Annotated in this window: 25 protein-coding genes; 16 read left to right on the forward strand and 9 right to left on the reverse strand. The window is 70.0% G+C overall.

The features are described from left to right. Positions 1-791: 791 nt before the first annotated feature. Positions 792-1,688 carry an aldo/keto reductase gene (locus tag DP939_RS27335; protein WP_225878532.1) on the reverse strand — a complete coding sequence of 299 codons (897 nt, stop codon included), beginning with the start codon at positions 1,686-1,688 and terminating at the stop codon, positions 792-794. 431 nt (positions 1,689-2,119) lie between these two features. On the opposite strand from DP939_RS27335, the gene DP939_RS27340 reads away from it, so the two are divergent. Further along, entirely contained in the window at positions 2,120-2,731 is a 612-nt protein-coding gene (locus DP939_RS27340) for a TetR/AcrR family transcriptional regulator (RefSeq protein ID WP_158578702.1), read from the forward strand. Here DP939_RS27340 and DP939_RS27345 read toward each other — a convergent pair. Next, a complete protein-coding gene (locus DP939_RS27345; protein WP_113983655.1) occupies positions 2,688-3,014 on the reverse strand; it encodes an ArsR/SmtB family transcription factor in 327 nt (108 codons plus the stop codon). The two genes, DP939_RS27340 and DP939_RS27345, sit on opposite strands and share 44 nt — an antisense overlap. A gap of 124 nt (positions 3,015-3,138) precedes the next feature. On the opposite strand from DP939_RS27345, the gene DP939_RS27350 reads away from it, so the two are divergent. The 7 genes from DP939_RS27350 (at position 3,139) to DP939_RS27380 (ending at position 11,743) form a co-directional block, all read left to right on the forward strand. Continuing rightward, the gene (locus tag DP939_RS27350; protein WP_199565442.1) at positions 3,139-4,602 is read left to right on the forward strand and encodes an MFS transporter; all 1,464 of its coding nucleotides are present in this window, start codon (positions 3,139-3,141) and stop codon (positions 4,600-4,602) included. A 602-nt stretch (positions 4,603-5,204) separates the two neighbouring features. Then, positions 5,205-6,437: an IS701 family transposase gene (locus DP939_RS27355; RefSeq protein ID WP_113983656.1), complete on the forward strand. Its 1,233-nt coding sequence runs from the start codon at positions 5,205-5,207 to the stop codon at positions 6,435-6,437. 173 nt (positions 6,438-6,610) lie between these two features. After that, positions 6,611-7,636, forward strand: a complete 1,026-nt coding sequence (locus tag DP939_RS27360) for a ParB/RepB/Spo0J family partition protein (protein WP_158578703.1) — start codon at positions 6,611-6,613, stop codon at positions 7,634-7,636. A 190-nt stretch (positions 7,637-7,826) separates the two neighbouring features. Further along, positions 7,827-9,029 (forward strand): acyl-CoA dehydrogenase family protein, encoded by a 1,203-nt coding sequence (locus DP939_RS27365; RefSeq protein ID WP_113983658.1) that lies wholly within the window; start codon positions 7,827-7,829, stop codon positions 9,027-9,029. A 73-nt stretch (positions 9,030-9,102) separates the two neighbouring features. Beyond that, positions 9,103-10,167 carry a zinc-dependent alcohol dehydrogenase gene (locus DP939_RS27370; RefSeq protein WP_199565443.1) on the forward strand — a complete coding sequence of 355 codons (1,065 nt, stop codon included), beginning with the start codon at positions 9,103-9,105 and terminating at the stop codon, positions 10,165-10,167. A gap of 119 nt (positions 10,168-10,286) precedes the next feature. After that, the gene (locus DP939_RS27375; RefSeq protein WP_113983660.1) at positions 10,287-10,796 is read left to right on the forward strand and encodes a flavin reductase family protein; all 510 of its coding nucleotides are present in this window, start codon (positions 10,287-10,289) and stop codon (positions 10,794-10,796) included. Continuing rightward, complete coding sequence (locus tag DP939_RS27380; protein ID WP_158578704.1) at positions 10,793-11,743, forward strand: Gfo/Idh/MocA family protein; 951 nt, start codon at positions 10,793-10,795, stop codon at positions 11,741-11,743. The genes DP939_RS27375 and DP939_RS27380 overlap by 4 nt, the downstream gene beginning before the upstream one ends. On the opposite strand, the gene DP939_RS27385 is transcribed toward DP939_RS27380, so the two are convergent. Continuing rightward, positions 11,709-12,443: an SDR family NAD(P)-dependent oxidoreductase gene (locus DP939_RS27385; protein ID WP_113983662.1), complete on the reverse strand. Its 735-nt coding sequence runs from the start codon at positions 12,441-12,443 to the stop codon at positions 11,709-11,711. The two genes, DP939_RS27380 and DP939_RS27385, sit on opposite strands and share 35 nt — an antisense overlap. A gap of 94 nt (positions 12,444-12,537) precedes the next feature. Between DP939_RS27385 and DP939_RS27390 the strand changes: the two genes are divergently transcribed. Then, on the forward strand, positions 12,538-13,050 hold the full coding sequence (locus DP939_RS27390; RefSeq protein WP_113983663.1) for a MarR family winged helix-turn-helix transcriptional regulator: 513 nt from the start codon (positions 12,538-12,540) through the stop codon (positions 13,048-13,050). Here the strand turns inward: DP939_RS27390 and DP939_RS27395 are convergent. Further along, positions 13,031-13,444: a pyridoxamine 5'-phosphate oxidase family protein gene (locus DP939_RS27395; protein WP_113983664.1), complete on the reverse strand. Its 414-nt coding sequence runs from the start codon at positions 13,442-13,444 to the stop codon at positions 13,031-13,033. The genes DP939_RS27390 and DP939_RS27395 overlap by 20 nt on opposite strands. Positions 13,445-13,485: 41 nt before the next feature. On the opposite strand from DP939_RS27395, the gene DP939_RS27400 reads away from it, so the two are divergent. The 4 genes from DP939_RS27400 to DP939_RS27415 all read left to right on the forward strand — a co-directional run bounded on the left by DP939_RS27400 (position 13,486) and on the right by DP939_RS27415 (position 15,854). After that, on the forward strand, positions 13,486-13,869 hold the full coding sequence (locus tag DP939_RS27400; RefSeq protein ID WP_113983665.1) for a VOC family protein: 384 nt from the start codon (positions 13,486-13,488) through the stop codon (positions 13,867-13,869). Between the two features lie 83 nt (positions 13,870-13,952). Next, positions 13,953-14,465: a SigE family RNA polymerase sigma factor gene (locus DP939_RS27405; RefSeq protein WP_113983666.1), complete on the forward strand. Its 513-nt coding sequence runs from the start codon at positions 13,953-13,955 to the stop codon at positions 14,463-14,465. Next, positions 14,462-15,373, forward strand: a complete 912-nt coding sequence (gene mltG, locus DP939_RS27410) for an endolytic transglycosylase MltG (protein WP_113983667.1) — start codon at positions 14,462-14,464, stop codon at positions 15,371-15,373. Before DP939_RS27405 ends, mltG begins: the two co-directional genes overlap by 4 nt. A 94-nt stretch (positions 15,374-15,467) precedes the next feature. Next, complete coding sequence (locus DP939_RS27415) at positions 15,468-15,854, forward strand: beta/gamma crystallin domain-containing protein (protein WP_113983668.1); 387 nt, start codon at positions 15,468-15,470, stop codon at positions 15,852-15,854. A 331-nt stretch (positions 15,855-16,185) separates the two neighbouring features. On the opposite strand, the gene DP939_RS27420 is transcribed toward DP939_RS27415, so the two are convergent. Continuing rightward, positions 16,186-16,557, reverse strand: coding sequence for a winged helix-turn-helix transcriptional regulator (locus tag DP939_RS27420; protein ID WP_113983669.1), 372 nt, complete (start codon positions 16,555-16,557; stop codon positions 16,186-16,188). 76 nt (positions 16,558-16,633) lie between these two features. On the opposite strand from DP939_RS27420, the gene DP939_RS27425 reads away from it, so the two are divergent. The 3 genes from DP939_RS27425 (at position 16,634) to DP939_RS27435 (ending at position 19,343) form a co-directional block, all read left to right on the forward strand. Further along, positions 16,634-17,503, forward strand: a complete 870-nt coding sequence (locus DP939_RS27425) for an NAD(P)H-binding protein (RefSeq protein ID WP_113983670.1) — start codon at positions 16,634-16,636, stop codon at positions 17,501-17,503. Positions 17,504-17,690: 187 nt separating this feature from the next. Beyond that, complete coding sequence (locus DP939_RS27430; RefSeq protein WP_113983671.1) at positions 17,691-18,281, forward strand: hypothetical protein; 591 nt, start codon at positions 17,691-17,693, stop codon at positions 18,279-18,281. Positions 18,282-18,578: 297 nt separating this feature from the next. Next, complete coding sequence (locus tag DP939_RS27435) at positions 18,579-19,343, forward strand: HisA/HisF-related TIM barrel protein (protein ID WP_113983672.1); 765 nt, start codon at positions 18,579-18,581, stop codon at positions 19,341-19,343. A gap of 1,139 nt (positions 19,344-20,482) precedes the next feature. Here DP939_RS27435 and cysN read toward each other — a convergent pair. The 4 genes from cysN to DP939_RS27455 are packed head-to-tail and all read right to left on the reverse strand — an operon-like array spanning position 20,483 to position 24,824. Then, positions 20,483-21,748: a sulfate adenylyltransferase subunit CysN gene (gene cysN / locus DP939_RS27440; RefSeq protein WP_113983673.1), complete on the reverse strand. Its 1,266-nt coding sequence runs from the start codon at positions 21,746-21,748 to the stop codon at positions 20,483-20,485. A 4-nt stretch (positions 21,749-21,752) separates the two neighbouring features. Further along, on the reverse strand, positions 21,753-22,667 hold the full coding sequence (cysD, locus tag DP939_RS27445; RefSeq protein ID WP_113983674.1) for a sulfate adenylyltransferase subunit CysD: 915 nt from the start codon (positions 22,665-22,667) through the stop codon (positions 21,753-21,755). A gap of 37 nt (positions 22,668-22,704) precedes the next feature. Then, positions 22,705-23,472, reverse strand: coding sequence for an inositol monophosphatase family protein (locus tag DP939_RS27450; protein ID WP_113983675.1), 768 nt, complete (start codon positions 23,470-23,472; stop codon positions 22,705-22,707). Beyond that, entirely contained in the window at positions 23,472-24,824 is a 1,353-nt protein-coding gene (locus tag DP939_RS27455; protein ID WP_225878543.1) for a sugar transferase, read from the reverse strand. Before DP939_RS27455 ends, DP939_RS27450 begins: the two co-directional genes overlap by 1 nt. Positions 24,825-25,007 lie beyond the last annotated feature (183 nt).

Below are 25,007 nucleotides of genomic sequence, written 5' to 3' on the forward strand. Positions count from 1 at the left end.
GCTCCGCGATAGGTGCCTACCTCCTGGTAGGCGGCGATGATGTCCATGATTTCCCCCGAAGACTTCATGGCCGGGCAGACCCCCTGAGCGGTGATCTCGTGACTGGCTGACACCGTCACGATCACCGCTCAGGGCACACATCGCCGCGCGACACACCAACCAGCGCGAAGACGAAGTGGGGACCTGAACCGGCCACCTGTGGTGGCCTTGAACTGGCCACCTGTGGGGACTTTTACATGGCCACGGACAACACCTGAGCCCAGGCCACAACAGCGCACGGCCAGCGGAATGCATGCTGTACCAGCCACGACACCGGTCGCCGCAGCGGCGTGTCAAGGCGGGGTGGACGTTGCGGGACATGACCCGGAGGCGAATCGGAGCCTGCACAGAACGAACTCGCCCACCGCTCCAACCTGCGATACCCCCGGCTGTCAGCCGGTGCTCGAACGACGCGCGATCACTTCCTCCCGCGAAACCCGGACACCGGAGCCCAGGTCACAGCGGCGGGCGGCGAGCAGGAGGCATGCCGTACCGGCCGCAACGCCGGCCCCGACACCGGTAGGGCGTGCCGGGCCTGTGCGAACGCGGGTACTGCCGCTTCAGGAAGGGGCGGGGAGATCGGCGCTTGCGCAGGTTCTGGCGCTCGCCCAGGGCTCGGTATCCACGAGATCCACCGTCGCCTGGACACCGTGGACACGTCGGCGGCGAAGCCGCGCTTGCGCAGGTCCCGGCATACAGCCGGGACTCGATCCCCGCAAGATTCACCGCTGCCCGGATACCGCTCGCTCGGGTCAGGTGGATGCCTCGGAGAGGGCGGTGAGTTCGTCGTCCTTCAGGTCGAAGTCGGCGGCGGCGAGGATCGGGGGGAGTTGGGCGAGGGTGCGGGCGCTGGCGAGGGGGGCGGTGATGGAGGGTTGGGCGAGGAGCCAGGCGAGGGCGATGGTGGCCGGGTAAGTGGCGCGGGTGGCGGCGATCTGGTCGATGGTGGCGAGGACGCGGTGGCCGCGTTCGGTGCCCAGGTACTTGGTGACGCGGGGTTCGCGCACGCTGTCGATGGGCTCGCCGGGCCGGTACTTGCCCGTCAGGAACCCCGCCGCCAGCGAGAAGTAGGGAAAGACCGCCAGGTCGTGCCGTAGGGCGATGGGCCGCAGGGACGTCTCGTAGAACTCGCGCTCCATCAGGTTGTAGTGCGGCTGCAAGGCGACATACCGGGCACATCCCTCGCGGGCGGAGAAGGCCAGGGACGCCTCCAGGCGTTCGGGGGTGATGTTGGAGGCCGCGATGGCACGGACCTTGCCCTGGGTGACCAGGCGGTCGAGGGCCGCGATGATGTCCTCGACCGGCACCGACAGGTCGTCGAAGTGCGTGTAGTAGAGGTCGATGTGGTCGGTGCGCAGGCGGCGCAGTGAGTCCTCGGCGGCGGCCGCGATGGTGGCCGGGGCCAGTCCGCGGTGTTGGGGATGGGCGCTGACCTTGGTGGCGATGACGACGTCCGCACGGTTGCGGCGGGACGCGAGCCAGTCGCCGATGATGCGCTCCGACTCGCCGCCCTCGTTGCCGGGCGCCCAGGCCGAGTAACTGTCGGCGGTATCGATGAAGTTTCCGCCCGCGGCGGTGTAGGCATCGAGCACCCTGAACGACTCGGCCGGGCTCGCCGACCAGCCGAAGACATTGCCGCCAAGAGACACCGGGAACACATTGACACCCAACGAGCTGTATGTGCGAAGTCGCGTCATAATTCGCGCAACAGGCACCGTCTCCGGCAGAGTCCCGGTCGGCGGGACCTCGCTGCGACTTTGCCAAGTCGGCTTACGAACCGGCCGCCACCAGCGCATATGCCAATCGCCCCAGGCACCGGCGTACACCCGCCCGCACCCGCCCAGCACCCCGCACCACACCGGATAAATGCAGGTGAGAGCCTTGAACAAGCCGTTCCGCGCCCACCGCCCGCCCTACTGACAATTGCACAGGTAAGCGGTAACCAGGCTTGCAAATAATGCAGATCGGAAATTATTGTTCGCAGCGCAGGGAATCGCGCACAAGGCTTCTGCCGCCGCCCCCGCGCCCGCCACAGCCGCACAGGACCGTATCCGACCAGATCTCAGCGAAAGGGCTCAGCATGAAACAGCAGGAGAGGTCGAGCCGGTCCCGTAAGGCCATCCTGGAGGCCGCCGCCGAGGAGTTCGCCGCCCGCGGCTATGCCGCGACCAACCTGTACGACATCGTGGCGCACACCTCCCTCTCCAAGGGCGCGCTGTACGCCCACTTCCCGTCCAAGTCGCATCTGGCCACCGCGCTGACGGAGAAGTTCCAGCGCACCTGGGACGAACTGCTGCGCCAGGCCGCCGACCCGTCCCGCCCGCCGCTGGCCGCGCTGCGCGACCTGACGCTGGGGCTGATCGAGATACTCGGGTCCGACGCGTGCTTCACCGCGGGACTGCGCCTCACCTGGGACGAGGCGCACGCGCAGGGGCGGCCCCCGACCGTTCAGTCCAATCTGCTGGACACCCTGACGGGTCTGATCCGCGACGCGCAGCGTGGCGGCGGCATCGACGCCGGCCAGGACCCGGAGCTACTGGGCATTCTGCTGCTCGGGCTGCTGATCGGCGTCCATCACACCACCGCGCGGCAGAACGGCCACATGGCCGCCGAACGCGTGCGGCGGCTGTGGGACATGCTCGCGCCGATCATGCTTCCCGCAGCGCGGCCGAGTCGACCAGAACCCCGTTGAGCACCGCGTCGAGCAGGCCGGGATAGCGGGCGTCGAGGTCTTCGCGGCGGAGGGAGAGGAGGTTCTCCCTGCCGGCGGGGCGCTGCCAGATCACCCCGGCGTCGCGCAGTACGCGCCAGTGGTGGGTCATCGTGGATTTGGAGACGTTGTCCAAGATCGCGCCGCAGGGCATCTCGCCACTGTCGAGGAGCACGCGGACCACGGCCAGCCGCATGGGGTTACCGAGGGCGGTCAGCACGTTTTCGAGGCGGATCTGGTCGCGCGTGGGGTGCAGGGCACTCATCCTTCCAACCTAGGTCGATTGTACTTCCCTCTGCGAACTTTCATACCAAACACAGATGACTTGTGATACGTAAGTTCACGTACAGTCGTATCGTGTCGAGAGACCCCGAAGGAATGCCGCGCTCATGTCCACACCACTCGCCCCATCGGCCCGGCGGCCCGCCGACGGCCGGCTCGGCTGGAGCCTGGCGCTGTTCGCGCTGGCCCAGTTGATCTTCTCCCTGGACATCTTCATCGTCTACGTCGCCCTCCCTGACATCGGGGCCGACCTGGGCTTTTCCGACCAGACCCTGCAGTGGGTGGTCAGTGCCTACGTCGTCTTCGCCGGAGGGTTCCTGCTCCTCGGCGGGCGCGCCGCCGACCTGCTCGGCAGGCGGCGGATCTTCGTGCTCGCCCTCACCATTTACGCATTGTCGTCGCTGGCCGGCGGGCTGGCCACCAGCCCGGCGGTGATCATCGCGGCGCGGGCGATCCAGGGCATCGGCGGCGCGCTGCTGCTGCCCTCGACCCTCTCGCTGATCGGCACGCTCTTCGAGGAGGGCCCGAAGCGCAACCGCGCCTTAGCCGTGTGGGGCGGCGCGGGCGCGAGCGGGCTCACCGTGGGCTCCCTGCTCGGCGGCGTGCTGACCCAGAGTTTCGGCTGGCCCGCGGTGTTCTTCGTGAACGTCCCGCTGGCCGGGATCTGCGCCATCGCGGCGCTCGCCGTCGTACCGCGCGACCAGCGCGCGACCGAGCGGCGGCGCTTCGACCTGCCCGGCGCGCTGACCGTCACGGCGGGCGCCACGCTGCTGGTCTTCGTACTGGTGCAGGGCCCCGAGGTCGGCTGGACCCAGCCGGCCATCCTCGCCGCCGGGGCGGCGGCCGTCGTCCTGCTGGCGCTGTTCGCCATCATCGAGTCGCGCAGCCGGGACCCGCTCATGCCGTTCCGGTTGTTCCGTAATCGCAGCCTGGTCGTCGGCGTCAGTGTCACCGGTCTGTACATGGGGACGTTCGGCGCTCTGCCGTACTTCATGACCATGCTGCTCCAGAACGTGTTCCAGTTCAGCGCGCTGGAGACCGGCCTGGCCTTCCTCGTGCCCTCGGTGGCCATCGCGACCGGGACCCAGCTCGGCGAACGGCTGGTCGGCCGGATCGGCACCCGGGCGACGCTGCTCGGCGGCTTCGTGGTGGGGGTGGCGGGCACGATCGCCTTCGCCCTCGCGTTCGACGACCAGGCGGGCTTCGCGGCCACCGTGCCCGGCATCGTCGTACTGAGCCTCGGCCAGGGCGTGGTGTGGACGGGCATGTGGATCGCCGCCGCCACCGGCGTGGCGGGCGAGGAGCAGGGCGTGGCCAACGGCCTGGCCTCCACCTCGCTCAACCTGGGCAACGCGATCGGCCTCGCCGTGCTGATCGCGGTCGCCAACGCGGCCGTGACCGGCCAGACGGGGGCCGCGCTGCGGGCCGCGGTCGCCGACGGCGGTTCGCTCGCCGTACTGCTGACGGCGGCGGGCATGCTCATCGGCGCGCTGGTCAGCCTGACCCTGCCCAGGAAGACCGCGGTGGCCGCCGCCGCGAACCCGGCACCCGCGTCCGCGGTCCACTCGTGACACCCGCCGGACCCCCGGTCCGGGGTGTCCGGCGAACGTCGTCCGATCGCCGCGCCGCGCTCCCGGTCACGAGCGCGGCGCGGTCGGACGTACCGAAGCCCGCCCGCGCACCGGCGGGCGCATGAGCACAACACCCTCCAGGGTGCGGCAGGCACAGGCGTGACCGTGGCCGGCCACGCACCCTCTGAACCGGCACACCCCGACAGATCCCGGTGATACCGGCAGTTCTCCCGGGCCGCGGATCAACGGTGATCCGGCGAGCCAGAGCCAGAGTCTGGGTCTGGCTCTGGACCCGGAAACGCATCGGCGCAGCGCATCCCCGCATTCGGTGGACGGCCTCTTTGACTGCGCTATGCACACATTTCGCCGCCTCCTCGACAAGACGCGGCAGAACTGCGTTCGGTTGTCGAATCACGTTCGGATATCGGGCTTTGTGCCGCATTCGTATCGTTCCAGCACGCGCCCGCAGGCCGCGTTCCCCCTGCTGAGGGGCCGAAGTCCAAAAGTCGTCATGACAAATGCTGACATATGGTCCAAAGAAACATTCGCGTAGGTAGTTTTGTGATGTTGACGCGCGACTTAACCGAAACGGATGTCCGTAAATGCCGAACGGGGAGAGTAAGAAACCGTGGGGGCTGGGCGTCGACCTTGCGCCCATAAGGCGAATTTCTGTCTCTGACTTCATCGAGGAGGTCTTCGGCTACCTTCCGCGCAGCGACCAGCGCCGATGGGCCCGCACGTACCTGAGAGGGCTGCTCAACGTGCCGGGCAAGAAATCGTTGCAGCACATGGCCCGGGCCGCCGCCACCGGCCTGAACGCCTCCCATGGCCTGCAGCAGTTCATCAACTCCAGCCCGTGGGACTGGACCCCGGCGAGGGAGGCGCTGGGCAGGTCGATCGGCGCGACCATGCCGGTGACCGCGTGGGCCGCCGGGATCCTGAGCATCCCCAAGCGGGGCGAGCACTCCGTGGGCGTGCACCGCCGTTTCGTCCCGCACGCGGGCCGAACGCTGAACTGCCAGGTGGCGGTGGGCATGTTCCTGTCCTCCGAGGAGCAGGCCATGCCGGTCGACTGGCACCTGTTCCTGGACCCGGCCTGGAGCGGCGACGAGCAGCGCAGGCGGCGGGCCCGCATCCCCGGGCACGTCTCCGCCCTGCCGCTGTGCATGCACGTACTGGAACTCGCCGACCACATGCGGGCCCGGCGGCCCGGGCCGACGCCGCCGCTGGTGGCGGACCTGCGTGTCGGGATGGACATCAGCAGGCTGGCCGACGAACTCAGCGCGCGCGGGATCGACTTCGTCATCGAAGTACGCGCCGCGCACCCGGTGCTGGCCGCCGCAGGCCCGCTCCGGGCGACGGGACGGGCGGCGGGACGGGCGACAGCCGTGCGGCCCACCACGGTGAGCGAGGTGTGGCGGCAGGAGCCACCGCAGGCGGCGGAGGGCCCGCGGGGGCCGGCCATCGCCGCCAGAGCGGTGCGGCTGCCCGGCGCGCCGCAGACGTACCGGCTGCTCACGCAGTGGTGGCGGGGCGACCACCGGACCCGCCGATACTGGATCACCAGCATCCTGGACCAGGCCGCGGAAGCCGTACTCGCCCTCGACCGGCACGCCGCACGTGCCGAGGCGGTGATGAAGGACCTGGAGACGGACTTCGGCGTCCTCGACTTCGCGGGCCGCTCCTTCCCGGGCTGGCACCACCACATGACCATGGTCTCGGCCGCGTACGTCTACCGGAACCTGCTCTCCGGCGACGACGGCGCGCTCGCCCGCGCATCCGGCGAACGGGGTCATGCCGAATTGCTCACGATGTCACGGATGAGCGGCGTGTAGCCGCCGGACGGCCGTCACCCCGGCCGTCCTCCGAGTCATCTGGGTCGTCATCCAGTTTCAGGCACGCGGGCCACAGCAGAGGGGAAGCAGTGATGCCTGTCAGAGCCCTTGCGGAAACCACTGGAACATCGACGGGGGATGGTGATGAACTGGCATGTGGAGGCACACCACGGTTGACGGGGGTCGTCATGGTGCCGGTGGGCGTGCTGCGTTCGGCCGACTCGCCCCGCCTGGGCGAGATGGACGTGCAGCACATCCGCAGGCTGATGGCGGCCGACCCGCTGCCGCCGATCATCGTGCACCGGTCCACGATGCGGGTGATCGACGGCATGCACCGGCTGCGGGCCGCCGTCCTGACGGGGCGCACCGAGGTCAACGTCCGCTTCTTCGAGGGCAGCGACGAGGACGCCTTCGTGGTCGCGGTACGCACCAACGTCAGGCACGGCCTGCACCTGTCGGCCAAGGAGCGGTCGGTGGCCGCCAAGCGCATCCTGATCAGCCATCCCGACTGGTCCGACCGCGCGGTGGCGGCGGCTGCCGGGCTGTCCATGAAGACCGTCGCCGAAATCAGGAAACGTGCATCTGAAGAAATTCCGCACTCGCACACCCGGCTGGGCCTGGACGGGCGGGTCCGGCCGGTCGACGCGGCGGCCGGACGCAGGCGGGCCGCCGAATACATCCAAAGGCACCCGCAGGCGTCGCTGCGCATGATAGCCTCCGCGGCCGGCGTCTCCACCGGCACCGCGCGCGACGTGCGCAACCGGCTGGCCCGCCATGAGGACCCGGTGCCGTCCGGGCAGCGCGGCGGCCATGTGAAGGTCGCCTCCCGGGCCGGCGGCGACGGCCCGGCGCGCGCGCCGGTCACGGCGGGCGGCCGGGGTGAGTCCGATGGCAGAAGGCGCGCCGACCCCGAGCACCGCGTCTGCAGGGACGCGCTCGCGCTGCTGTGCCGGGACCCCTCGCTGCGCTTCACCAAGACGGGCCGGATGCTGCTGCGCATGCTGGACAACCGGTTGCTGGCCTCGATGCATCGCGATCAGATAATCGCCAGCATTCCGCCGCACTCCAAGGACACGATTCTGGCGGCGGCCCGCCAGTGCATTCGCGTCTGGCAGGAATTCGCGGACGAGGTGACCAAGGACGGCGGGGCCGAGGGCGCGTACGACCCGGTGGCCAATGTGCCGGAGATCTCATACTGACGAACGGCCGGCAGAGGTCGGGTCGCCCCGAACACCAGCGGGCGGCTCGACCTCGTGCTTTCTCCCCATAACGCGCCCAACGCCGCGCGGTACCCGATGTTCAAAGGACTGTACGTATGTTGTTGCACATACGTACGGTCCTTTACTGTTTCCCCCGAGATCGAGGAGGCAGCAGATGAAAGAGGGGCAGATGAAAGAACCGTCTCACCACCCCGCCCTGATCGATGAGGTCCCGCTCTCCGGGGAAGCCGATCAATGGCTGCAGAAGGTCGCCGAAATCGCGCCGGTGATCGAAGAGCACCGGGACGAGTCGGAACGCCGGCGCCATTCCGTGCAGCCGGTGTTCGACGCGCTGCGCGACGCCGGAATCCACCGGATGCTGGTGTCCCGCGATTTCGGCGGCTCGCAGGTCACCCTGGACACCGGCTCTCGCGTACTTCAGGCCCTGGCCGCCATCGACCCCTCGGTGGCCTGGCAGATGGGCGTGCAGGGCGCGATCGGCAGGCTGTCGGACTACCTGCCGGAGGCCACCGCGCACAAGCTCTTCGCGGAGAGTTCCGGCCTGGTGGTCGGCTCGGTCAACCCCACGGGCCGCGCCGAGGCGGTGCCCGGCGGATACAGGCTCAGCGGCACCTGGGCCTTCGCCAGCGGTTCCGCGCACGCCGACTGGCTGGTGTGCGCGGCCGTGGTCACCGACGGCGGCAAGCCGCGGATGACCGCGGCCGGGCCGGAGATCCGCCACGCGTTCGTGCCCAAGTCCGAGGTGCGCATGCAGGACACCTGGCACTCCCTGGGCCTGCGCGGCACCGGCAGCCACCACTACGAGATCGGCGAGACCTTCGTGGCCGAGGACCACACGGTCGAGGGCGCGGCGATGTACCTGCCGCCGCCCGAGCGCCCCGCGCGCGGCTACGCGATCAGCTACTACGACTTCGGCCTGTTCGGCTCGGCCTCCACCGTGCTCGGCACGGCCGCGGGCGCGCTCACCGCCTTCAAGGACCTGTCCCGCTCCAAGGTCGCCGCCGCCTCCACCAAGACGCTGGACGCCGGGCACGTCGTCCAGGAGCGGGTGGCGCGGGCCGAGATCCTGGTCCGCTCGGCCCGGCTGATGCTGGCCGACGCCGCCTGGCACGCCACCGAGCACGGCCAGAAGGGCGGCGACCCGCTGAGCGCGCTGGTCCGGCTCAGCGCCGCGACCGTCGCGGAGAACACCACGGCGGCGGTGGACATCCTGTTCAAACTCGCAGGAACCAGCTCGGTCTACGCGGGCAACCTGCTCGAACGCCACTTCCGTGACATCCATTCGGCGGCCAAGCACATCACGCTGTCCCACACCAACATCGAGATGGTGGGCCAGTACCTGCTCGGCGGCGAGCTGCGGATGCGCCGATAGGGGTGTCCGCGGCCCGCGCTTCCCACGTCACCAGCACACCACTCGAGGAAGGCAGGAACCTTTCGTGCACACCATGAAGGCAGTTCAGCTCATCGCTCCGCGCAAGACCATCCTGGCCGAGCTTCCCCGGCCGGACGTGCCGGCCGACGGCCTTCTGATGCAAACGCTGTGCGTCTCGATCTGCTCGACCGACATCTCTTTCTATGAGGGTCATCTTTTCCCCTCCGAATATCCGATCATCCTGGGCCACGAGTACCTCGGCAAGGTCGTGGAGATAGGTCCCGAGTTCGACAACCCCGATATCCGGTTAGGTGACCGGGTCGTGTACTGGGGCCAGACCGACTTCGGGGGCTTCGCCGAGTACCGGACGGTGCGGCCGATCTTCTCCGGCGAGGTCAAGAAGGACGTCTTCTGGGCCGACCGCAACTTCTTCGACGACAACCGCGCGGCCGCGGTCAAGGTGCCGGACGCCCTGGACGACCTTCAGGCGTCCTTCATCGAGCCCACCACGGGCGCGCTGCGCTCGATCCTCGGCAACCCGCCCCAGATCGGCGACAAGGTGCTGGTCCTGGGCACCGGCCCGATCGGCATCATCGCCGGCAGCGTCATCAAGCGGCTGCTCGCCCCCACCTCGGTCGTCTCCGTGGACGCCAACCCGCGCCGCAACGAGCACGCCGTCGAGCACTTCTCCGACCGCGCCTACCTGCCGGACGAGCTGATCGAGGAGGTGCCGGAGAACACCTTCGACTACGTCTTCGACTGCCTGCCCACCGTCCACGTCGAGGACGAGGAGAAGGACCCGCGCCGGGTCGCCATGCGCAAGATGAAGCCCAAGGGCAGATACGTCCTCTACGGCGCGTCGCAGGAGATGCAGCGGTTCGACACCTGGCTGATGCTGGCCAAGGGCATCAACATCAGCGCCTCGCCGTTCGACGTCAGCGCGTTCCCCATGCACAAGACGGCCAACGTCATCCAGTCGGCCGTGCAGATGCTCGTGTCGGGCATCGTGGACGGCAGGCGCCTGCTGTCCACCGTGCACAGCTTCGATGACTACGACGGTCTCGTGGACATCTTCGGCAACTACCGATCGACGACCGGCCTGAAGACGATCGTGGACTTCCGGAAGCAGCCCGCCTGACGGGTCGCGCGATCACGGATTCGGGGGCGGGGCAGGACAGCGCGCCCCCGGCCGCCCGGGCGGCCCGGCCGCGCCGTGCCGCCCTGATCGTTTCCATCCCCGAGACTCTGGAAGCCGACATGACCATAGACGTTGAGGAGTTCACCAGCGCGATGTCCCGGGTGCCCGGGCCCGTGACGGTGGCCACCACCATCGACCGGTCGGGACGCCGCTGGGGCTTCACCGCGAGTTCCTTCATCTCGCTCTCCTTACAGCCCCCGCTGGTACTGATCTGCCTGGACAAACAGGCGAGCACGCACGCCGCGTTCGCCTCCGCCCGGCACTTCATGATCAATATCCTGGCCAAGGAGCAGTCCGGGGTGGCGGTGCGTTTCGCCACCTCCGGCATCGACAGGTTCGCGGCCGGCGACACCGAGCCCGCCGAACTCGGCCTGCCCGGCATCTCCGAGGCCGCCGCGCGGGTGGCGTGTTCCATGCACCAGTTGCTCGACGGCGGCGATCACACCATCCTCGTCGGCCGGGTCGAGGAGGCGCACGTGGGCGACCAGGCCCCCCTGGTCTACTGCGACCGCGTCTTCGGCCGGCACGCCGAGCTGAACGCGCCGGAAGCGATGGCCGAGGTCCGGTGACCTCGCGCCCACAATCGTGGACCAGCCTGCCCAGGACCCGCGTCGCGGTCCTGGGCACGGCCCATGTCCACCTCCCCGACCACCTCGCCGCCGTGGCCGCCGACGACGACGCCGAACCGGTCGCGGTACTGGAGCACGCGGACGCCGTGATCATCTGTTCCACCACGGCCGGGCACCGCGACCTGCTCCGCCGGGCCGTCGCGGCGGGGCTGCCCGCGCTGGTGGAGAAGCCGCTGGCCGCCGGTGCCGCCGAGACGGCCGCGCTGGCGGCCCTGGCCTGCCGCGCGCGGGCCCCGGTCACCACCGCGATGTTCCTGCGCTGCGCGCCGTCGCTGCGCCGGGCCGCGCGGCTGCTGGCGGACGGCGACCTCGGCGAACCGGTCGCGGCGGACCTGTCCTTCTCCCACGCCGGTCTCCTGGACGGCACGCTGACCGCCGATTCCGCCGCCTGGATGCTCGATCCGCGCCGGGCCGGGCCCGGGGGTGCGTTCGCCGACCTGGGCGTTCACCTGGTGGACCTGCTGCGCTGGCTGCGTCCGGGGGCGGAGATCGCGGTGCGGGGCGCGGTACTGCGCCACCGTCCCGAGTACGCCGTGAACATCGGCGGGACGGCCCTGCTGGACTGGGACGGCGTGCCCGTCACCGTCCACGCCGACTGGACCACCCGCCCCGGCGGCCTGCTGGTCCGCCTGCACGGCACGCGCGGAACGGTGATCGTGCGCGACGGCGAAGTGGCCGCCCACGTCGGCGGGACCCGGCGGGTGGAGCGCCTGCCCCCGCCGTCGGCCGGGCACGCCACCACGGCCTTCCTGGCCGCGTTGCGCGGCCGGGAGTCCTGGCGGGCGCCCGATCCGGCCGACATGGTGGCCTGCGCGGTGACCCTGGAGGAGGCGCTGGAACTGGGCGGGGGGATCAGCGCGGATACGCCCCGCCGTCCAGGCCGATGACCTGGCTGGTGAGGTAGCCGTTGCCGAGCATGGCCATGGCGAGGTCGGCGACCTCCTCCGGGCGGCCGAACCGGCCGACCGGGAGCAGGCTGCGGTCGGCCGCCGGGGGCAGCATGCGGGTGTCCTCGATCATGGCCGGGGCCAGTACGTTCACCGTCACCCCGGCCGCCGCGACCCGGGAGGCGAGGTGGTGCGCGAGCGCGTGCAGGCCCGCCTTGGCGGCGGCGTAGTGGGGGCCCACGATCCCGCCGGTGAAGGCCGCCAGCGACGAGGTGAACAGCACCCGCCCGAAGCCGCGCTCGGCCATCCCCGGCAGCACCGCCTGGGCGAGCAGGAACGGCGCGCGCAGGTTGACCGCGAAGCTGCGGTCCCACATCGCGAGGTCCACGTCGGCGTAGTGGCACGGCTCGCCGAGCCCCGCGTTGGGGATCAGGACGTCGATCGGCCCGAGCGCCCCGACGACCGTCTCGACCAGCGCGGCCGGCGCCGCCGGGTCGGCGAGGTCGGCCTGGACGGCGATGGCGGAAAGGCCCGCCTCCTTGGCCTCCTTCACCAGCGTGCCGGCCTCGTCCGCGTGGCTCGCGTACGTGAACGCCGTCGTGACCCCCGCGGCGATCAGCCGACGTCCGAGCGCCATCCCGATCCCGCCGGAGGCCCCGGTCAGCAGAGCCACCCGCCCGGTTAACCCGGTTTCCTGCATCTCGTCTCCCTCGCCGTTGACTGCGTCGAATTCGACGCAACGAGCGGGATGCTACGCCTGTTTCGAATTCGACGCAATCGGTAGGCTGAGCACCATGAGCGGATCTCCCCGGCTGACCGAGACCGAAACGCGCGCCTGGAACGGCCTGCTGGAGACCTACGACCTGCTCCACCGCCTGGTCGAGGGCCGGCTGCGCGAGGACGGCGGGGTCACCCAGGTCCAGTACGAGATCCTGCACCGGGTGCGGGAGCACCCGGCCACGTCCCTGTGCATCACCGAACTGGCCACCATGATGGTCACCTCACGCAGCGGCCTCAGCTACCAGATCGCCCAGTTGGAGAAGGCGGGCCTGCTCCGCCGCGAGACCGACCCCGACGACGAGCGCAAGGTCCTGATGGGCCTGACCCCCGAGGGCCGCGCCGTCCTCGAACGCACGACCCCGGGGCACGTCGGCACGGTCCGGGCGGGCCTGCTCGACGCGCTCACCGAGGAACAGGTGGGCCAGCTCGCCGAGATCATGCAGACGACCGGCACCCACCTGCGCAAGGTCGTCACCCTGCCCCCGCCCCGCAAGCCGAAGCCGCCGTTCAGGCGGGGAAGCGGCTGACCGCCTCCGGGCGCAGGACGATCCGCACCACACCACCGGCACGCCAGTCGTCGAGGATCTTCTGGTAGTTCGGGTTGCCCATGTCCCAGTAGCGCTGGGCCAGGCGGGCGGCGAGGTCGGCGCCGCCCTCGTCGTGCAGGGTGACCGAGCCCTCCACCGACACCCAGTGCTCGGGTTCGCCGGGGGGAGCCGCGACGACGACGGATGCGCGGGCCTGTTCCCGGAGCCGGGCGAGCTTGGGCGCCCCCTGTACCGAGAACATCTGCAGGTCACCGTCGTCGGCCACCTCGAACCACACCGGGCGCGGCGCGGGCCAGCGTTCGCCACTGGGCGCGACGGTCAGGAAGGCATAGAGCGGACGCGCGAGCAGCGCGAGATCATCATCACGGAACATGAAAGCCACTTTATGTCCGCTGTCTGCCTACACTGACGGACATGGCATGCCGCATCAGTGAGCTGGTCATCGACGCCGCCGACCCGGAACGGCTCGCCACGTTCTGGAGCGAGGTCCTCGGCTACGTCGAGATCGGCCGGGAGGACGACGGGAGCATCGGGATCGGACCGCCCGGCGTCGGCTTCGGCGGCCCCCTGCCCGTACTGGTCCTCAGCCCCACCAGCGACCCGCGGCCGAAGAAGCTCCGGCTGCACATCGACGTCAACGCCACCGACCGCGACCAGGACGCCGAGCTTGCGCGGCTGCTCGCGCTCGGCGCGCGCCGCGCCGACGTCGGCCAGACCGGCGCCGAGAGCTGGCACGTCCTGGCCGACCCCGAGGGCAACGAGTTCTGCCTGCTGCGCGCCCGGATCCAGCCCGTCTGACCGGGTTCGAGGATCCTCGCCCGGGTCGGCATAGATCGGCGTGCCGTCCGCGTCCTTGCCTGTGAACATCGCAAGGAGGACGGGTGGATCCAGGATTTGAGGCGGACTTCCGGCAGTTCGTCATCGACCGGTCGGGGGCGTTGTTCCGCACCGCGTACCTGCTGACCGGCGACCGGCACGCCGCCGAGGATCTGGTGCAGTCGGCCCTGACCAAGACCGCCGCGAAGTGGCGGGGTCTGCGCGACCCGGGCGCCATCGAGGGCTACGTCCGCCGGGTCATGTACCACGAGCAGGTGAGCTGGTGGCGGCGGCGTTCGCGCGTCGCGGAGGTGTCCACCGGCCGCCCGCCCGACCAGACCGGCGACGGCCACGCCGACGCCGCCGACCTGCGTCTGGTGATGCGCGCGGCCCTCGCCCGGCTCACCCCCCGGCAGCGGACCATGCTCGTGCTGCGCTACTTCGAGGATCTGTCCGAGACCGAGATCGCGCGGCTGCTGGGCGTCAGGGTGGGGTCGGTACGCAGCCAGATCTACCGCTCGCTGGAACGCCTGAAGAAGACGGCGCCTGAGCTGACCACCGTGAGGGAGTTCAGATGAACATCGAGAACCTGCTGCGTGACACCCTCGCCGACATGGCCGGAGAAGAGCCCCCGCCCGCCCCGGGCCGGTTCCTCCAGGGCCGTCCCCGCTGGTTCCAGGGCCGTGGTCTGGCGCTGGTGGCGGCGGGCGCCGTCACCGCGCTGGCGGTCGGGTCCACGGCCGTACTGCACGGGCTGTCGTCGTCGCGGGTCCCCCTCGATGTCGCCGTGCAGCGGAACGCCATCACCGTGACCGTCCCGGAGGGAACACGGCTCGCCCGGGTCTTCGAGGCGCTGTCGTCGCGCACCGGCAGGCCGGTGGCGGATTTCGAGCGGGCCGCCAAGGACGGCGCCGCCGCGCTCGGCCTGCCCTCCTACGCCCGGGGGAGGCTCGAAGGCTTCGCCTTCCCCGGCACCTACGAGTTCGCGCCCACCGCGACCCCGGGCGAGATCCTCGGGGCGATGGTGGCCCGGTACCGGAGGGCCGCCGAGGACACCGCCCTGGCCGAGGGCGCCCGGCGCGCCGGCCGGACGCCGCTGGAGATCCTGACCGTGGCCAGCATCGTCCAGGCGGAGGCGTTCCGGCCCGGGGACATGCCGAAGATCGCCCGGGTTCTCTACAACCGGCTGGACCGGAAGATGCGGCTGCAGGTGGACAGCACGCTCTTGTACGGGCTGGGCAAGTACGGCGTCAGTGCGACGCGCGAGGACATCATCAGCCCGTCCCCCTACAACACCTACAAGCACCTCGGCCTCCCGCCGGGGCCGATCGGCAGTCCGGGCACCGCCGCCATCAGGGCCGCACTGCATCCGGCCTCGGGTCGCTGGCTGTACTTCGTGGTCACCGATCCGGCGAAGGGCACCATGAAATTCACTTCGTCCCACGAGGAGTACACCAGGCTGGCCGGCATCAGGGTGAGCAGATAGTGGGCAGGCATTGAACACGAAGTGGACTGTTGTATGGGCATGGGCTCACGGAACCATCTCGGGCCGTACAGATCTTCCCAAGAGAAAAAGGCCAATGAAGTCATTTCTTCGCCATGCCCTCGTCGCCGGCGCCGTCGCTCTGACGGCCATGGTGGCGCTCCCCTCCCCCGCGTACGCGATCGACAAGGTCACTTGCGGGAAGCCCTCCAGGGACGACTGGCTGGTCGTCCAGAACCAAGTGGCAAAGTACAAGCTGGACACCCACTGCTTCGCCAATCGCGGCACGGTCAACGTGGCCTACTACAATGTCTGGACCATCTCTTCCGGGAACAACAGGGTGGCCATCGAATATATTGACGACCGGGGGCAGCGCAGCAAGGGGATGATCCTCGACAAGTGGCAGGGATGGAGTCACAAGTACGCCCCGTCGCCCAACATCAAGGGGACGATTTACAAGGTCTCCAAGATCACCATCCTCTAGCCGGGCCGGTTCCGCTCGGGAACGGCCCGCGCACAGCCCCCTGAAGTACCTCATCGGCGGGTGCCCCGGCACGCGCGCAGCAGGCGCCGGGTCGCCACCGGTCCACGGCGGTCTTTCCAGGTACGCGTCCCGTGCCGGCTCACCGGGCCCGCTCCCAGGGACGCCGTTCCACGCCTTGGCCTGCGGCTCCTCCCAGCGCCGACGGTGTGGAGACGAACCTTGTCAGCCGGTGCTGGAACGGCGAGCGGCCCCGGCACCCGCGAAACCCGGGCGGCGGGGCGCGGCCACGCACGGTGGGCGGCGAGTGGGGGGCATGCCGTACTGAAGGCCCCTACCGCGCACGGGCGCGGGCAGCCGCGAGATCGTCCTGGTGCGCGACCGCCCACAGGGACAGCGCACGGACCGCCTCCAGGAACGAACGCCCGAGCTCGGTGAGCGCGTAGTCCACCCGCGGCGCCACGCCCGGCTGGGTCGTGCGGCTGACCAGCCCCTCCTCTTCGAGCGCGCGCAGCGTGCGGGTCAGCATCCGGCGGCTCAGACCCTCCACGGACCGATCCAGCTCATTGAACCCGTGCGCGCCGCGCGACAGCACCGAAAGGAGCACGACGCTCCACTTGTCCCCCACCCGGCGCAGTACGCCGGTCGCGGGGCACTCCTCGTGATCGGAAACCGTGACCGGGACGGTCATGGCGACAGTGGACATGAATGTTCCTTCTTTCCGGCCCTTCGCCTGCTGGCCAAAGATCTGGATGAGCACGTCGATTCCAGGAGGGTCCTTTATGATCATGGTCAGTGGAGCATCCGGGCAGCTCGGACGCCGCACCGTCGAGCACCTGCTCCAGCGGGCGGACGCCGCCCGCGTGGTCGCATTGTCCCGCACCCCCGACGCCGTCGCCGACCTCGGGGTGGCCACCAGGTACGCCGACTTCGACGCCCCGGACAGCCTGCGCGCCGCTTTCGAGGGCGCCGAGAGGCTGCTCCTGATCAGCCTCGGCTCCCTCACCGGAGCCCCGCGCGGCCACGTCAACGCCATCGAGGCGGCGGCCAAGGCCGGGGTGGGCCATGTGATCTACACGTCGTTCACCAGGGCGGGCGAGCCCGGCCAGCCCCAGGCGCTCATCCGCAACCACCAGGAGACCGAACGGCTGCTGACGGAGTCGGGGCTGACGTTCACTGCGCTGCGCTTCAACCAGTGGCCGGAAATGTGGAACCTCATCGGGATCCCGGCCATGGCCGTCGCCGGCGGGGTGCTGCCGGGCAACGGGGGAGGCGGCCGCGTCGGGCACATCACGCGTGACGACAGCGCCGCCGTGGCGGCCGCCGTACTGGCCGAGGGCGGCTGCGAAGGCCAGCTCCTGGAGGTGACCGGCCCCGAAGCGGTGGGCGACGCCGACGTGGCCGACGCATTGGCCCAGGTCACCGGCCGCCCCGTCCGCTACGAGGAGGTCTCCGACGCCGAGCTGGCCACGATCCTGTCCGGCCGCGGACTCCCCGAGATGTACGTCCAGGGCTGGACGGGCCTGGGCTCCTACAAGCGCGACGGCTGGTTCGACATCACCACCCACGCCGTCGAACGCCTCACCGGCCGCAAGCCCACCCCGATCACCGACTACTTCGCCGCCCACCCCGAGGCCCTGCGCACCCCCTGACGCCCAGTCCACGGTCCCGCTCTGCTCGCAGACCGGTCCACGCGCGGCGGCGGCGCGATCCGCTCACAGAGCCGCGCCGCCGCCTGTCCCGTCTGCACGACCCGGGTCCACAGGACCCGCCCGGCCGAGGCCACCTCATATACGGCACCGTATAGTTGGAATATACGCAACCGTATGGAGGCCTCCTGTGCCGGGCAACCTCCCGCTCACCGACCGGCTCATGCCGTTCCCCGACGCCACCGAACGCCACTCGATCCTGATCCCCGCCTCCCGCGATCAGATCTGGCACGCGATCAAACACCCGAACCCCACGGACATCCGCCTCGCCAGGCCGCTGTTCGCCATCCGCGACCTTGCCTCCCGCCTGCGCAACGGCCACGCGCAACGCGATCTGCCGAACTTCATCACGCTCGCCGAGGACCCGGGCCGCGAGGTGGTGGACGGTGTGATCGGCCAGTGGTGGCGACTGGGACGGGCCGAGAACGTCTCTTCGGTCACCGGTCCCGACGACTTCCTCGCCTTCGACCGTCCCGGCTTCGCCAAGGCCACGTTCAGCTTCCTCCTTGAGGATGTCGGCGACGGCCGCATCCGCCTCATCACCGAGACCCGCATCCAGGCCACCAGCCCGGCGGCACGGCAGGCGTTCCTGCGGTACTGGCTGCTGATCCGGCTCGGCAGCGGCTTCGTCCGACGGGTCATGCTCTCGGCCATCCGCGCCCGCGCACTCAAGATCCCCCCGCCCGTTCCGGACACGAACGCGCGGAAGCCCGGCGGCTGAGCAATAGGGAACGTGCGGGCGCGCCCCCTTCCGGCAGCGAGCAGAAAACGAGCAAGAAACGAGCAAGAAACGGCCTACCCATTGGCCACCTTTTTGGCGAATAGTAACCGGAGCAGGGAGGGCAATAAAGCCATTCAACGCGGACTCTTCAGCCGGGCACCACTGCGGTGCTTATCGCAAGGCCACCGAACTCTGAAAGTCCTCCGGCGTGCAGCGAATCGCCTAATGCGGCCACGATCACCTGCATGTAAAGCTCGCCTACCAGGAGGAAACATGAACGGCCAACTTTCCGGCGCTATGCCGGCCGGAGCATCAACCGCCGAGGGCGCAGGCACACCATGGCTCACAGTCGGCGGCCGTGTATTCCGTTCGCCCATGATCCTTGGCATCGAGCAGTACACGTCGGTCCACCTCATCGCCGAGGTGCTACGGGAGGGCGATTGCGATGTCTTCATCACCACATACGACCTTAGGCACGACAAACCCAGCGTCCTGCTGACCGACCTGGACGACGTCTTGGACCTCGACCACTTCACCTGGATCGGCACGACCTCGTACGCCCGGGGCAAGGCAGAGGCACTGCGCACCGCCCGCATGCTGCACGCGACGCTGGGCATCGACATCGTCAAGCTCGACGTCCGCCCCACGGACAACCGGCCGCACGAAGGCGAGACCGTGGAGGCCGCGGCCGAGCTGCTCGACGATGGGTTCGCGGTGCTTCCGTTCATCATGCCGGACCCCGAGGTGGCCGCCGAACTGGCCGAGCTGGGTTGCTGCGCGCTGCGGGTGATGGCCGCGCCTGTGGGCACCGGCTGGGGAATCAGCGATCCGGGAGCCATCGCCGAGGTGATCCAGGAGGTGGACATCCCGGTCATCGTCGAGGGCGGCATCGGCTCACCCGAACACGTCGTGCAGGCCATGTCACTGGGGGCGTCGGCCGTCCTGGTCAACACCGCGGTCGCCCGCGCACCCCTCCCAGGGCACATGGCCCGCGCCATGCGCTACGCCGCCCTCGCGGGACAGTACGGTCTCGGCCAGACCCTGGAGTCCGCGGACGATTGAGCACCCGCGCACACCACGAAGGCCCGAAGCACATCGGGAACGGGCCCCCCGACAGTGAGAGCACCGCCTCCGGCCCCCGGAGGCGGAGCGTCCGAGCGCCGACACCAGGTACAGCACCGACCACCACCCACGCGAAACCCCGGACACCAGAGCAGTACTGACCACGGAGAGGGGCGAACAGGGGGCACGCCATACAGACTTACCGACCACACCACAGGGCCGGGACAACGGCGACCAGCCTGAGAGTGTCGGGCGAAGCCCGACGTGAAAGGCACGGCTGAGCGAAGCGAAGACCACGCCCTTAGAACGCGCAAAGCCCGGCCAACCCCCGAAGGGCGGCCCCAGCCCCGTCAGAGACCAGCACGCCGGGCGAAGCCCCGCGAGGAAGCAGCAGCGGTCGCTCTAGGCTGGCGGGGCCCAATTCAGCCGGTGCCAGGAACGGCGAACGGCCACCACACACGCGAAATGCCGGACACCAAAGCAGTACCAGGCACAGACCAGCGGCGAGCAGGGGGCATGCCGTACAGGCTCACCGGCCACAACAACGGCGACCGCCCCGGAGGCGAAGCCCGACGTGGAAACTGCGGCTGAGCGAAGCGAAGGCCACGCCTTTAGGGCGCCTGGAGCGCGGCCCCTCCTGACCGCGTCCCGCGGAGTGGTGGAACCTCCCCGCAGCCTGGCATGGCCGACCTGCGCGATGTCCGATTTGAACGCTCCCATTTACACCACTCGGCGGGACGCCATCCCCCTCCTCCCGAAGGGCGGTTCCCAGCCCGTCGGAGACCAGAACGCCGGGCGAAGCCCGGCGAGGAAGCAGCAGGGGTCGCTCTGGGCTGGCGGGGCCCGATTCAGCCGGTGCCAGGTACGGCGAACAGCCACCACACACGCGAAATGCCGGACACCGGACCGTACTGAGCACGAAGTGGCGGCGAGCAGGGGGCACGCCGTACAGACCCACCGGCCACACCACAGAGCCGGGACAACGGCGACCAGCGGGGGCGTCGGGCGAAGCCCGACACTGAAGATACGGCTGAGCGCAGCGAAGGCCAGGCCTTTAGGGTGCGCGGGGCGTGGCCGCTCCTGGTTCCCGGGACCGTTGGGTGTGGCCTTGGGGGGCGCATGGGCGCCCCCCGGGAGGGTCATGGGCGAGCTTCGACCACCATGCCCGCGCCCACCGTGCTGTTGGTGGACTCGTCCACCAGGATGAAGCCGCCCGTCATCCGATTACGGGCGTAGTCGTCCACGAACAGTGGCTGGGTGACCCGCAGGGACACCCGCCCGATCTCGTTGAGCCCCAGCGACTGCGCCGTCTCGTCGCGGTGCAGCGTGTTGACGTCGAGCCGGTAGTGCAGGTCGCGGACCAGGGCCCGTGCCGTGCGGGTGGTGTGCTTGATGCTCAGCTTGGTACGCGGCGTCAGCTTGGTGGCGTCGGTCATCCAGCAGACCATCGCCTCCAGCTCCTGCGCCGCGCTCGGCTGGTTGTTGGGCCGGCAGATCATGTCGCCGCGCGAGATGTCGATGTCGTCCTCCAGCCGGAGGGTGACCGACATCGGCGGGTACGCCTCGTCCACCGCCCCGTCGAAGGTGTCGATCGAGGCGATCCGCGTCGTGAGGCCGCTGGGCAGGTGGATGACCTCGTCGCCGGGCTTGAGCACGCCGCCCGCCACCTGGCCCGCATAGCCCCGGTAGTCGTGGAAGTCGTGGTCGTTGGCCCGCTGCGGGCGGATCACGTACTGGACCGGGAAGCGCACGTCGACCAGGTTGCGGTCGGAGGCGATGTGCACGTTCTCCAGGTGATGGAGCAGGGAGCCGCCGTTGTACCAGGGCATGTTCTCCGAGCGCGACACCACGTTGTCGCCGTGCAGCGCCGACATCGGGATGAACGTGAGATCGCCCACATTGAGCTTGCTGGCGAACGCCGTGAACTCCTCGTGGATCTCGTTGAACCGCTCCTCGGAGTAGTCCACCAGGTCCATCTTGTTGACCGCGAGCACCAGGTGCGGCACCCGGAGCAGGGTGGTCAGGAAGGCGTGCCGCCGCGACTGTTCAAGGACGCCCTTGCGGGCGTCGATCAGGATGATCGCCAGGTCGGCCGTGGAGGCCCCGGTCACCATGTTGCGGGTGTACTGGATGTGGCCGGGCGTGTCGGCGATGATGAACTTCCGCTTCGGCGTGGCGAAGTAGCGGTAGGCCACGTCGATCGTGATGCCCTGCTCGCGTTCGGCCCGCAGGCCGTCGGTGAGCAGGGACAGGTCGGTGTACTCGGTGCCACGGTCGCGGCTGGTGCGCTCCACCGCCTCCAGCTGGTCCTCGAAGATCGCCTTGGAGTCGTAGAGCAGCCGCCCGATCAGCGTCGACTTGCCGTCGTCGACCGAGCCCGCCGTCGCGAAACGCAGGATGTCCATGTGATCAGAAGTAGCCTTCCCGCTTGCGGTCTTCCATGGCGGCCTCGGAGGTGCGGTCGTCGGCCCGGGTCGCGCCGCGCTCGGTGATCCGGGTGGCGGCGACCTCGGCGATGATCTCCTCGACGCTGGACGCGGCCGATTGGACCGCGCCGGTGCAGGTCATGTCACCGACCGTACGGTAGCGCACGGTCGTCTCGAAGACCGGCTCGTCGTCACCGCGGTTGACCACGTCGGCGTCGGAGAGCAGCATCCCGTCGCGGGCGAACACCTTGCGCGTGTGCGCGAAGTAGATCGACGGGATCTCGATGTCCTCGCGGCGGATGTAGTCCCAGACGTCGAGCTCGGTCCAGTTGGACAGCGGGAAGACGCGGATGTGCTCGCCCCTGCGGATGCGCGCGTTGTAGAGGTTCCACAGCTCGGGGCGCTGGTTCTTCGGGTCCCACTGGCCGAAGTCGTCGCGGAAGGAGAACACGCGCTCCTTGGCGCGGGCCTTCTCCTCGTCCCTGCGGGCCCCGCCGAAGACGGCGTCGAACTCGTGCTCCTCGATCGCGTCCAGCAGCGTGGTGGTCTGCAGCCGGTTGCGGGAGGCCCGGCGGCCGGTCTCCTCGACCACCCGCCCGGCGTCGATGGACGCCTGGACGCTCGCGACGACCAGCCGCACGCCCAGCTCGGCCACCCGGCGGTCGCGGAAGTCGATCACCTCGGAGAAGTTGTGCCCGGTGTCGACGTGCATCAGCGGGAAGGGGATCGGCGCGGGCCAGAACGCCTTCTCCGCGATGCGCAGCATGACGATCGAGTCTTTTCCGCCGGAGAAGAGCAGACAGGGACGTTCGAACTCGGCGGCCACCTCACGCATGATGTGGATCGCCTCGGCCTCAAGGACGTCGAGTTGCGACGTTGTGTAGTCGGCCTGCAACATCGGTGTCTCTCCTCCGGGGTGGAACCGGTCGGCTCGGTCAGCGGTGAAGGTCCCGGATACCGGCGAGCAAGGTCCCCGCCAGGTCCGGTAGGGAAACCAGAATATCTGGTAGTGAGGGGTCGGCCTGGTTGTAGGTGAGCGGCGAGCCGTCGATCCGGCTCGCGTGGGCGCCCGCGGCGAGCGCGACGGCCGCGGGAGCGGCCGAATCCCACTCGTACTGGCCGCCCGCGTGGACGTATGCCTCGACCTCGCCGGTGAGCACGGCGGAGATCTTGGCTCCGGCCGAGCCCATCGGCACCAGATCGCCGCCGACCAGGTACGCGAGCTTCTGCACGAACTCCGGCGGGCGGGTCCGGCTGGCCGCGATCCTGATCCGCGCCCCGGGCCGGGCCGCGGGCAGCACCGGCGGGTCGGCGGTGGTCAGCGTGCGGCCCTGGGCGGGCAGCGCCACCGCGCCCGCGGCCAGCGCGCCGCGCTCCCACAGCGCCACGTGGACCGCCCAGTCGGACCGGCCCTCCTCGGCGTACTCGCGGGTGCCGTCGAGCGGGTCGACGATCCAGACCCGGTCGGCGGCGAGCCGCCGCGGGTCCATCCGCTCCTCGCGGGTGGCCTCCTCCGACAGGATGGCGTCGGAGGGCCGTAGCCGGGCCAGCGCCTCGGTCAGGAAGCGGTGCGCACTCTGGTCGCCCGCGTCCTTTAACGCCCGGGGGTCGTCGAAGCCGCGCTCGGCCCGCAGGGCGAGCAGCCGCTCGCCGGCCTCGGTGGCCAGATCAGCGGCCAGCGCGTGGTCGTCCCTAATCGTCATCAATACGCTCCAGCTCCCCGGGCGACAGCCGACCAGGTCTTCCACAGGATCTGCAAGTCCAACATCAAGGACCAGTTTTCAACGTAACGCAGGTCCAACCGTACAGATTCCTCCCACGACAGATCCGACCGGCCGCTCACCTGCCACAGACCGGTCAGGCCAGGGCGGACCAGCAGGCGCCGCCGTACGTCGTCGCCGTAGCAGGCGACCTCCTGCGGCAGCGGCGGACGCGGGCCGACCAGCGACATGTGCCCGAGCAGGACGTTGATGAGCTGCGGCAGCTCATCCAGCGAACGGCGGCGCATCCACGCCCCGAACGGGGTGACCCGCGGATCGGCACGGATCTTGAACAGCACCCCGTCGACGTCGCTGACCAGCTCGACCTTGCGCAGCTCCGCGTCGGGTGCCATGGTGCGGAACTTGTAGATGGTGAACTCGGCCCCGCCCCGCCCCACCCGCGTCTGCCGGAACAGGGCGGGCCCCTGGCTGCTTGAGCGCACCGCGACGGCGAGCACGGCCAGCAGGGGCGCGAGCGCGACCAGCAGCACGACGGCGGCCGTGCGGTCGAAGAGGTTCTTCACCAGCTGGCGGGGGCCGGACAGGTCGGGGTGCTCGACGTGGAGCAGTGGCAGCCCGGCGGCCGGGCGGATGGTCGTACGCGGGCCCGCCACCTCCATCAGCGCGGGCGCCACGACCAGTTCGGTGCGGGTGCGCTCCAGCCGCCAGGCGAGGCGGCTCAGCGCCACGCCGTCCATCTCGGGGCAGCCGAGCACCGCCACGGTGTCGGCGGTGGTCTGGCCGACCACCAGGGCCACGTCGGTGAAGTCGCCGAGCACGGGCACTCCGGCGACCTCGCGCGGGCCGCCCGCGGCGGGCAGGCAGGCGGCCACCACCTGCATGCCGTGCTCGGGCTCCAGCCGGAACCTGCGCACCAGCTCGGCCACGCCCGCGGGGTGACCGGCCACCACCACCCGGCGCATGCAGTCGCCCCGCTCGCGCCTGCGGTGCAGGCCGCGCCGCAGTCCCTGCCTGGCCGCCAGGGTGAGCGTGGTCATCAGCGGCAGCGCGAGCACGACGTAGCCGCGGGCGATTTCGGTCTTGGTGACGTACGCGCCGATGGCCAGCCCCGCGGTCAGCGCCAGCCCGCACTGCACCACCCGCCGGAACTCCTCGGTGCCCGCCCCCAGCATGCGCGGCTCGTAGGCGCGGTTGACCGTGATCGCCGCCGTCCAGAGCGGCGGCAGCACGGCGCTCAGCGCGAGGTAGGGAGCGACATAGGGGGTCACCTCCCCGAACCGGACGGCCACCGCCACCACCCCGGCCAGCACGGCGCAAACGGCGTCGGAGAACATCGCCCGCCCGCGATACTGTCGCACCCACAGGGGCGGGCGGCAGCGATCCGCGGGGGCGGACACCCGCCGGCCGTCGCGCGGCCTCGCCGGGGCCGTGGATAGCTCACCGTCGAACACGCACCCCTCCTGTCGACCACTCACCGACCCCCATGGCCCGCCCGAGGACAAGGCGGACTCCCCAGC

This window comes from Spongiactinospora rosea (assembly GCF_003315795.1).
Classification (GTDB): domain Bacteria; phylum Actinomycetota; class Actinomycetes; order Streptosporangiales; family Streptosporangiaceae; genus Spongiactinospora; species Spongiactinospora rosea.

Bases quoted from the DNA above. Each gene is read 5' to 3' on its own strand.
- DP939_RS27340 (WP_158578702.1), top strand. From the start codon at position 2,120: ATGAAACAGCAGGAGAGGTCGAGCCGGTCCCGTAAGGCCATCCTGGAG.
- DP939_RS27345 (WP_113983655.1), bottom strand. From the start codon at position 3,014: ATGAGTGCCCTGCACCCCACGCGCGACCAGATCCGCCTCGAAAACGTG.
- DP939_RS27350 (WP_199565442.1), top strand. From the start codon at position 3,139: ATGTCCACACCACTCGCCCCATCGGCCCGGCGGCCCGCCGACGGCCGG.
- DP939_RS27355 (WP_113983656.1), top strand. From the start codon at position 5,205: ATGCCGAACGGGGAGAGTAAGAAACCGTGGGGGCTGGGCGTCGACCTT.
- DP939_RS27365 (WP_113983658.1), top strand. From the start codon at position 7,827: ATGAAAGAACCGTCTCACCACCCCGCCCTGATCGATGAGGTCCCGCTC.
- DP939_RS27370 (WP_199565443.1), top strand. From the start codon at position 9,103: ATGAAGGCAGTTCAGCTCATCGCTCCGCGCAAGACCATCCTGGCCGAG.
- DP939_RS27375 (WP_113983660.1), top strand. From the start codon at position 10,287: ATGACCATAGACGTTGAGGAGTTCACCAGCGCGATGTCCCGGGTGCCC.
- DP939_RS27385 (WP_113983662.1), bottom strand. From the start codon at position 12,443: ATGCAGGAAACCGGGTTAACCGGGCGGGTGGCTCTGCTGACCGGGGCC.
- DP939_RS27390 (WP_113983663.1), top strand. From the start codon at position 12,538: ATGAGCGGATCTCCCCGGCTGACCGAGACCGAAACGCGCGCCTGGAAC.
- DP939_RS27395 (WP_113983664.1), bottom strand. From the start codon at position 13,444: ATGTTCCGTGATGATGATCTCGCGCTGCTCGCGCGTCCGCTCTATGCC.
- DP939_RS27400 (WP_113983665.1), top strand. From the start codon at position 13,486: ATGGCATGCCGCATCAGTGAGCTGGTCATCGACGCCGCCGACCCGGAA.
- mltG (WP_113983667.1), top strand. From the start codon at position 14,462: ATGAACATCGAGAACCTGCTGCGTGACACCCTCGCCGACATGGCCGGA.
- DP939_RS27415 (WP_113983668.1), top strand. From the start codon at position 15,468: ATGAAGTCATTTCTTCGCCATGCCCTCGTCGCCGGCGCCGTCGCTCTG.
- DP939_RS27420 (WP_113983669.1), bottom strand. From the start codon at position 16,557: ATGTCCACTGTCGCCATGACCGTCCCGGTCACGGTTTCCGATCACGAG.
- DP939_RS27425 (WP_113983670.1), top strand. From the start codon at position 16,634: ATGATCATGGTCAGTGGAGCATCCGGGCAGCTCGGACGCCGCACCGTC.
- DP939_RS27435 (WP_113983672.1), top strand. From the start codon at position 18,579: ATGCCGGCCGGAGCATCAACCGCCGAGGGCGCAGGCACACCATGGCTC.
- cysN (WP_113983673.1), bottom strand. From the start codon at position 21,748: ATGGACATCCTGCGTTTCGCGACGGCGGGCTCGGTCGACGACGGCAAG.
- cysD (WP_113983674.1), bottom strand. From the start codon at position 22,667: ATGTTGCAGGCCGACTACACAACGTCGCAACTCGACGTCCTTGAGGCC.
- DP939_RS27450 (WP_113983675.1), bottom strand. From the start codon at position 23,472: ATGACGATTAGGGACGACCACGCGCTGGCCGCTGATCTGGCCACCGAG.
- DP939_RS27455 (WP_225878543.1), bottom strand. From the start codon at position 24,824: ATGTTCTCCGACGCCGTTTGCGCCGTGCTGGCCGGGGTGGTGGCGGTG.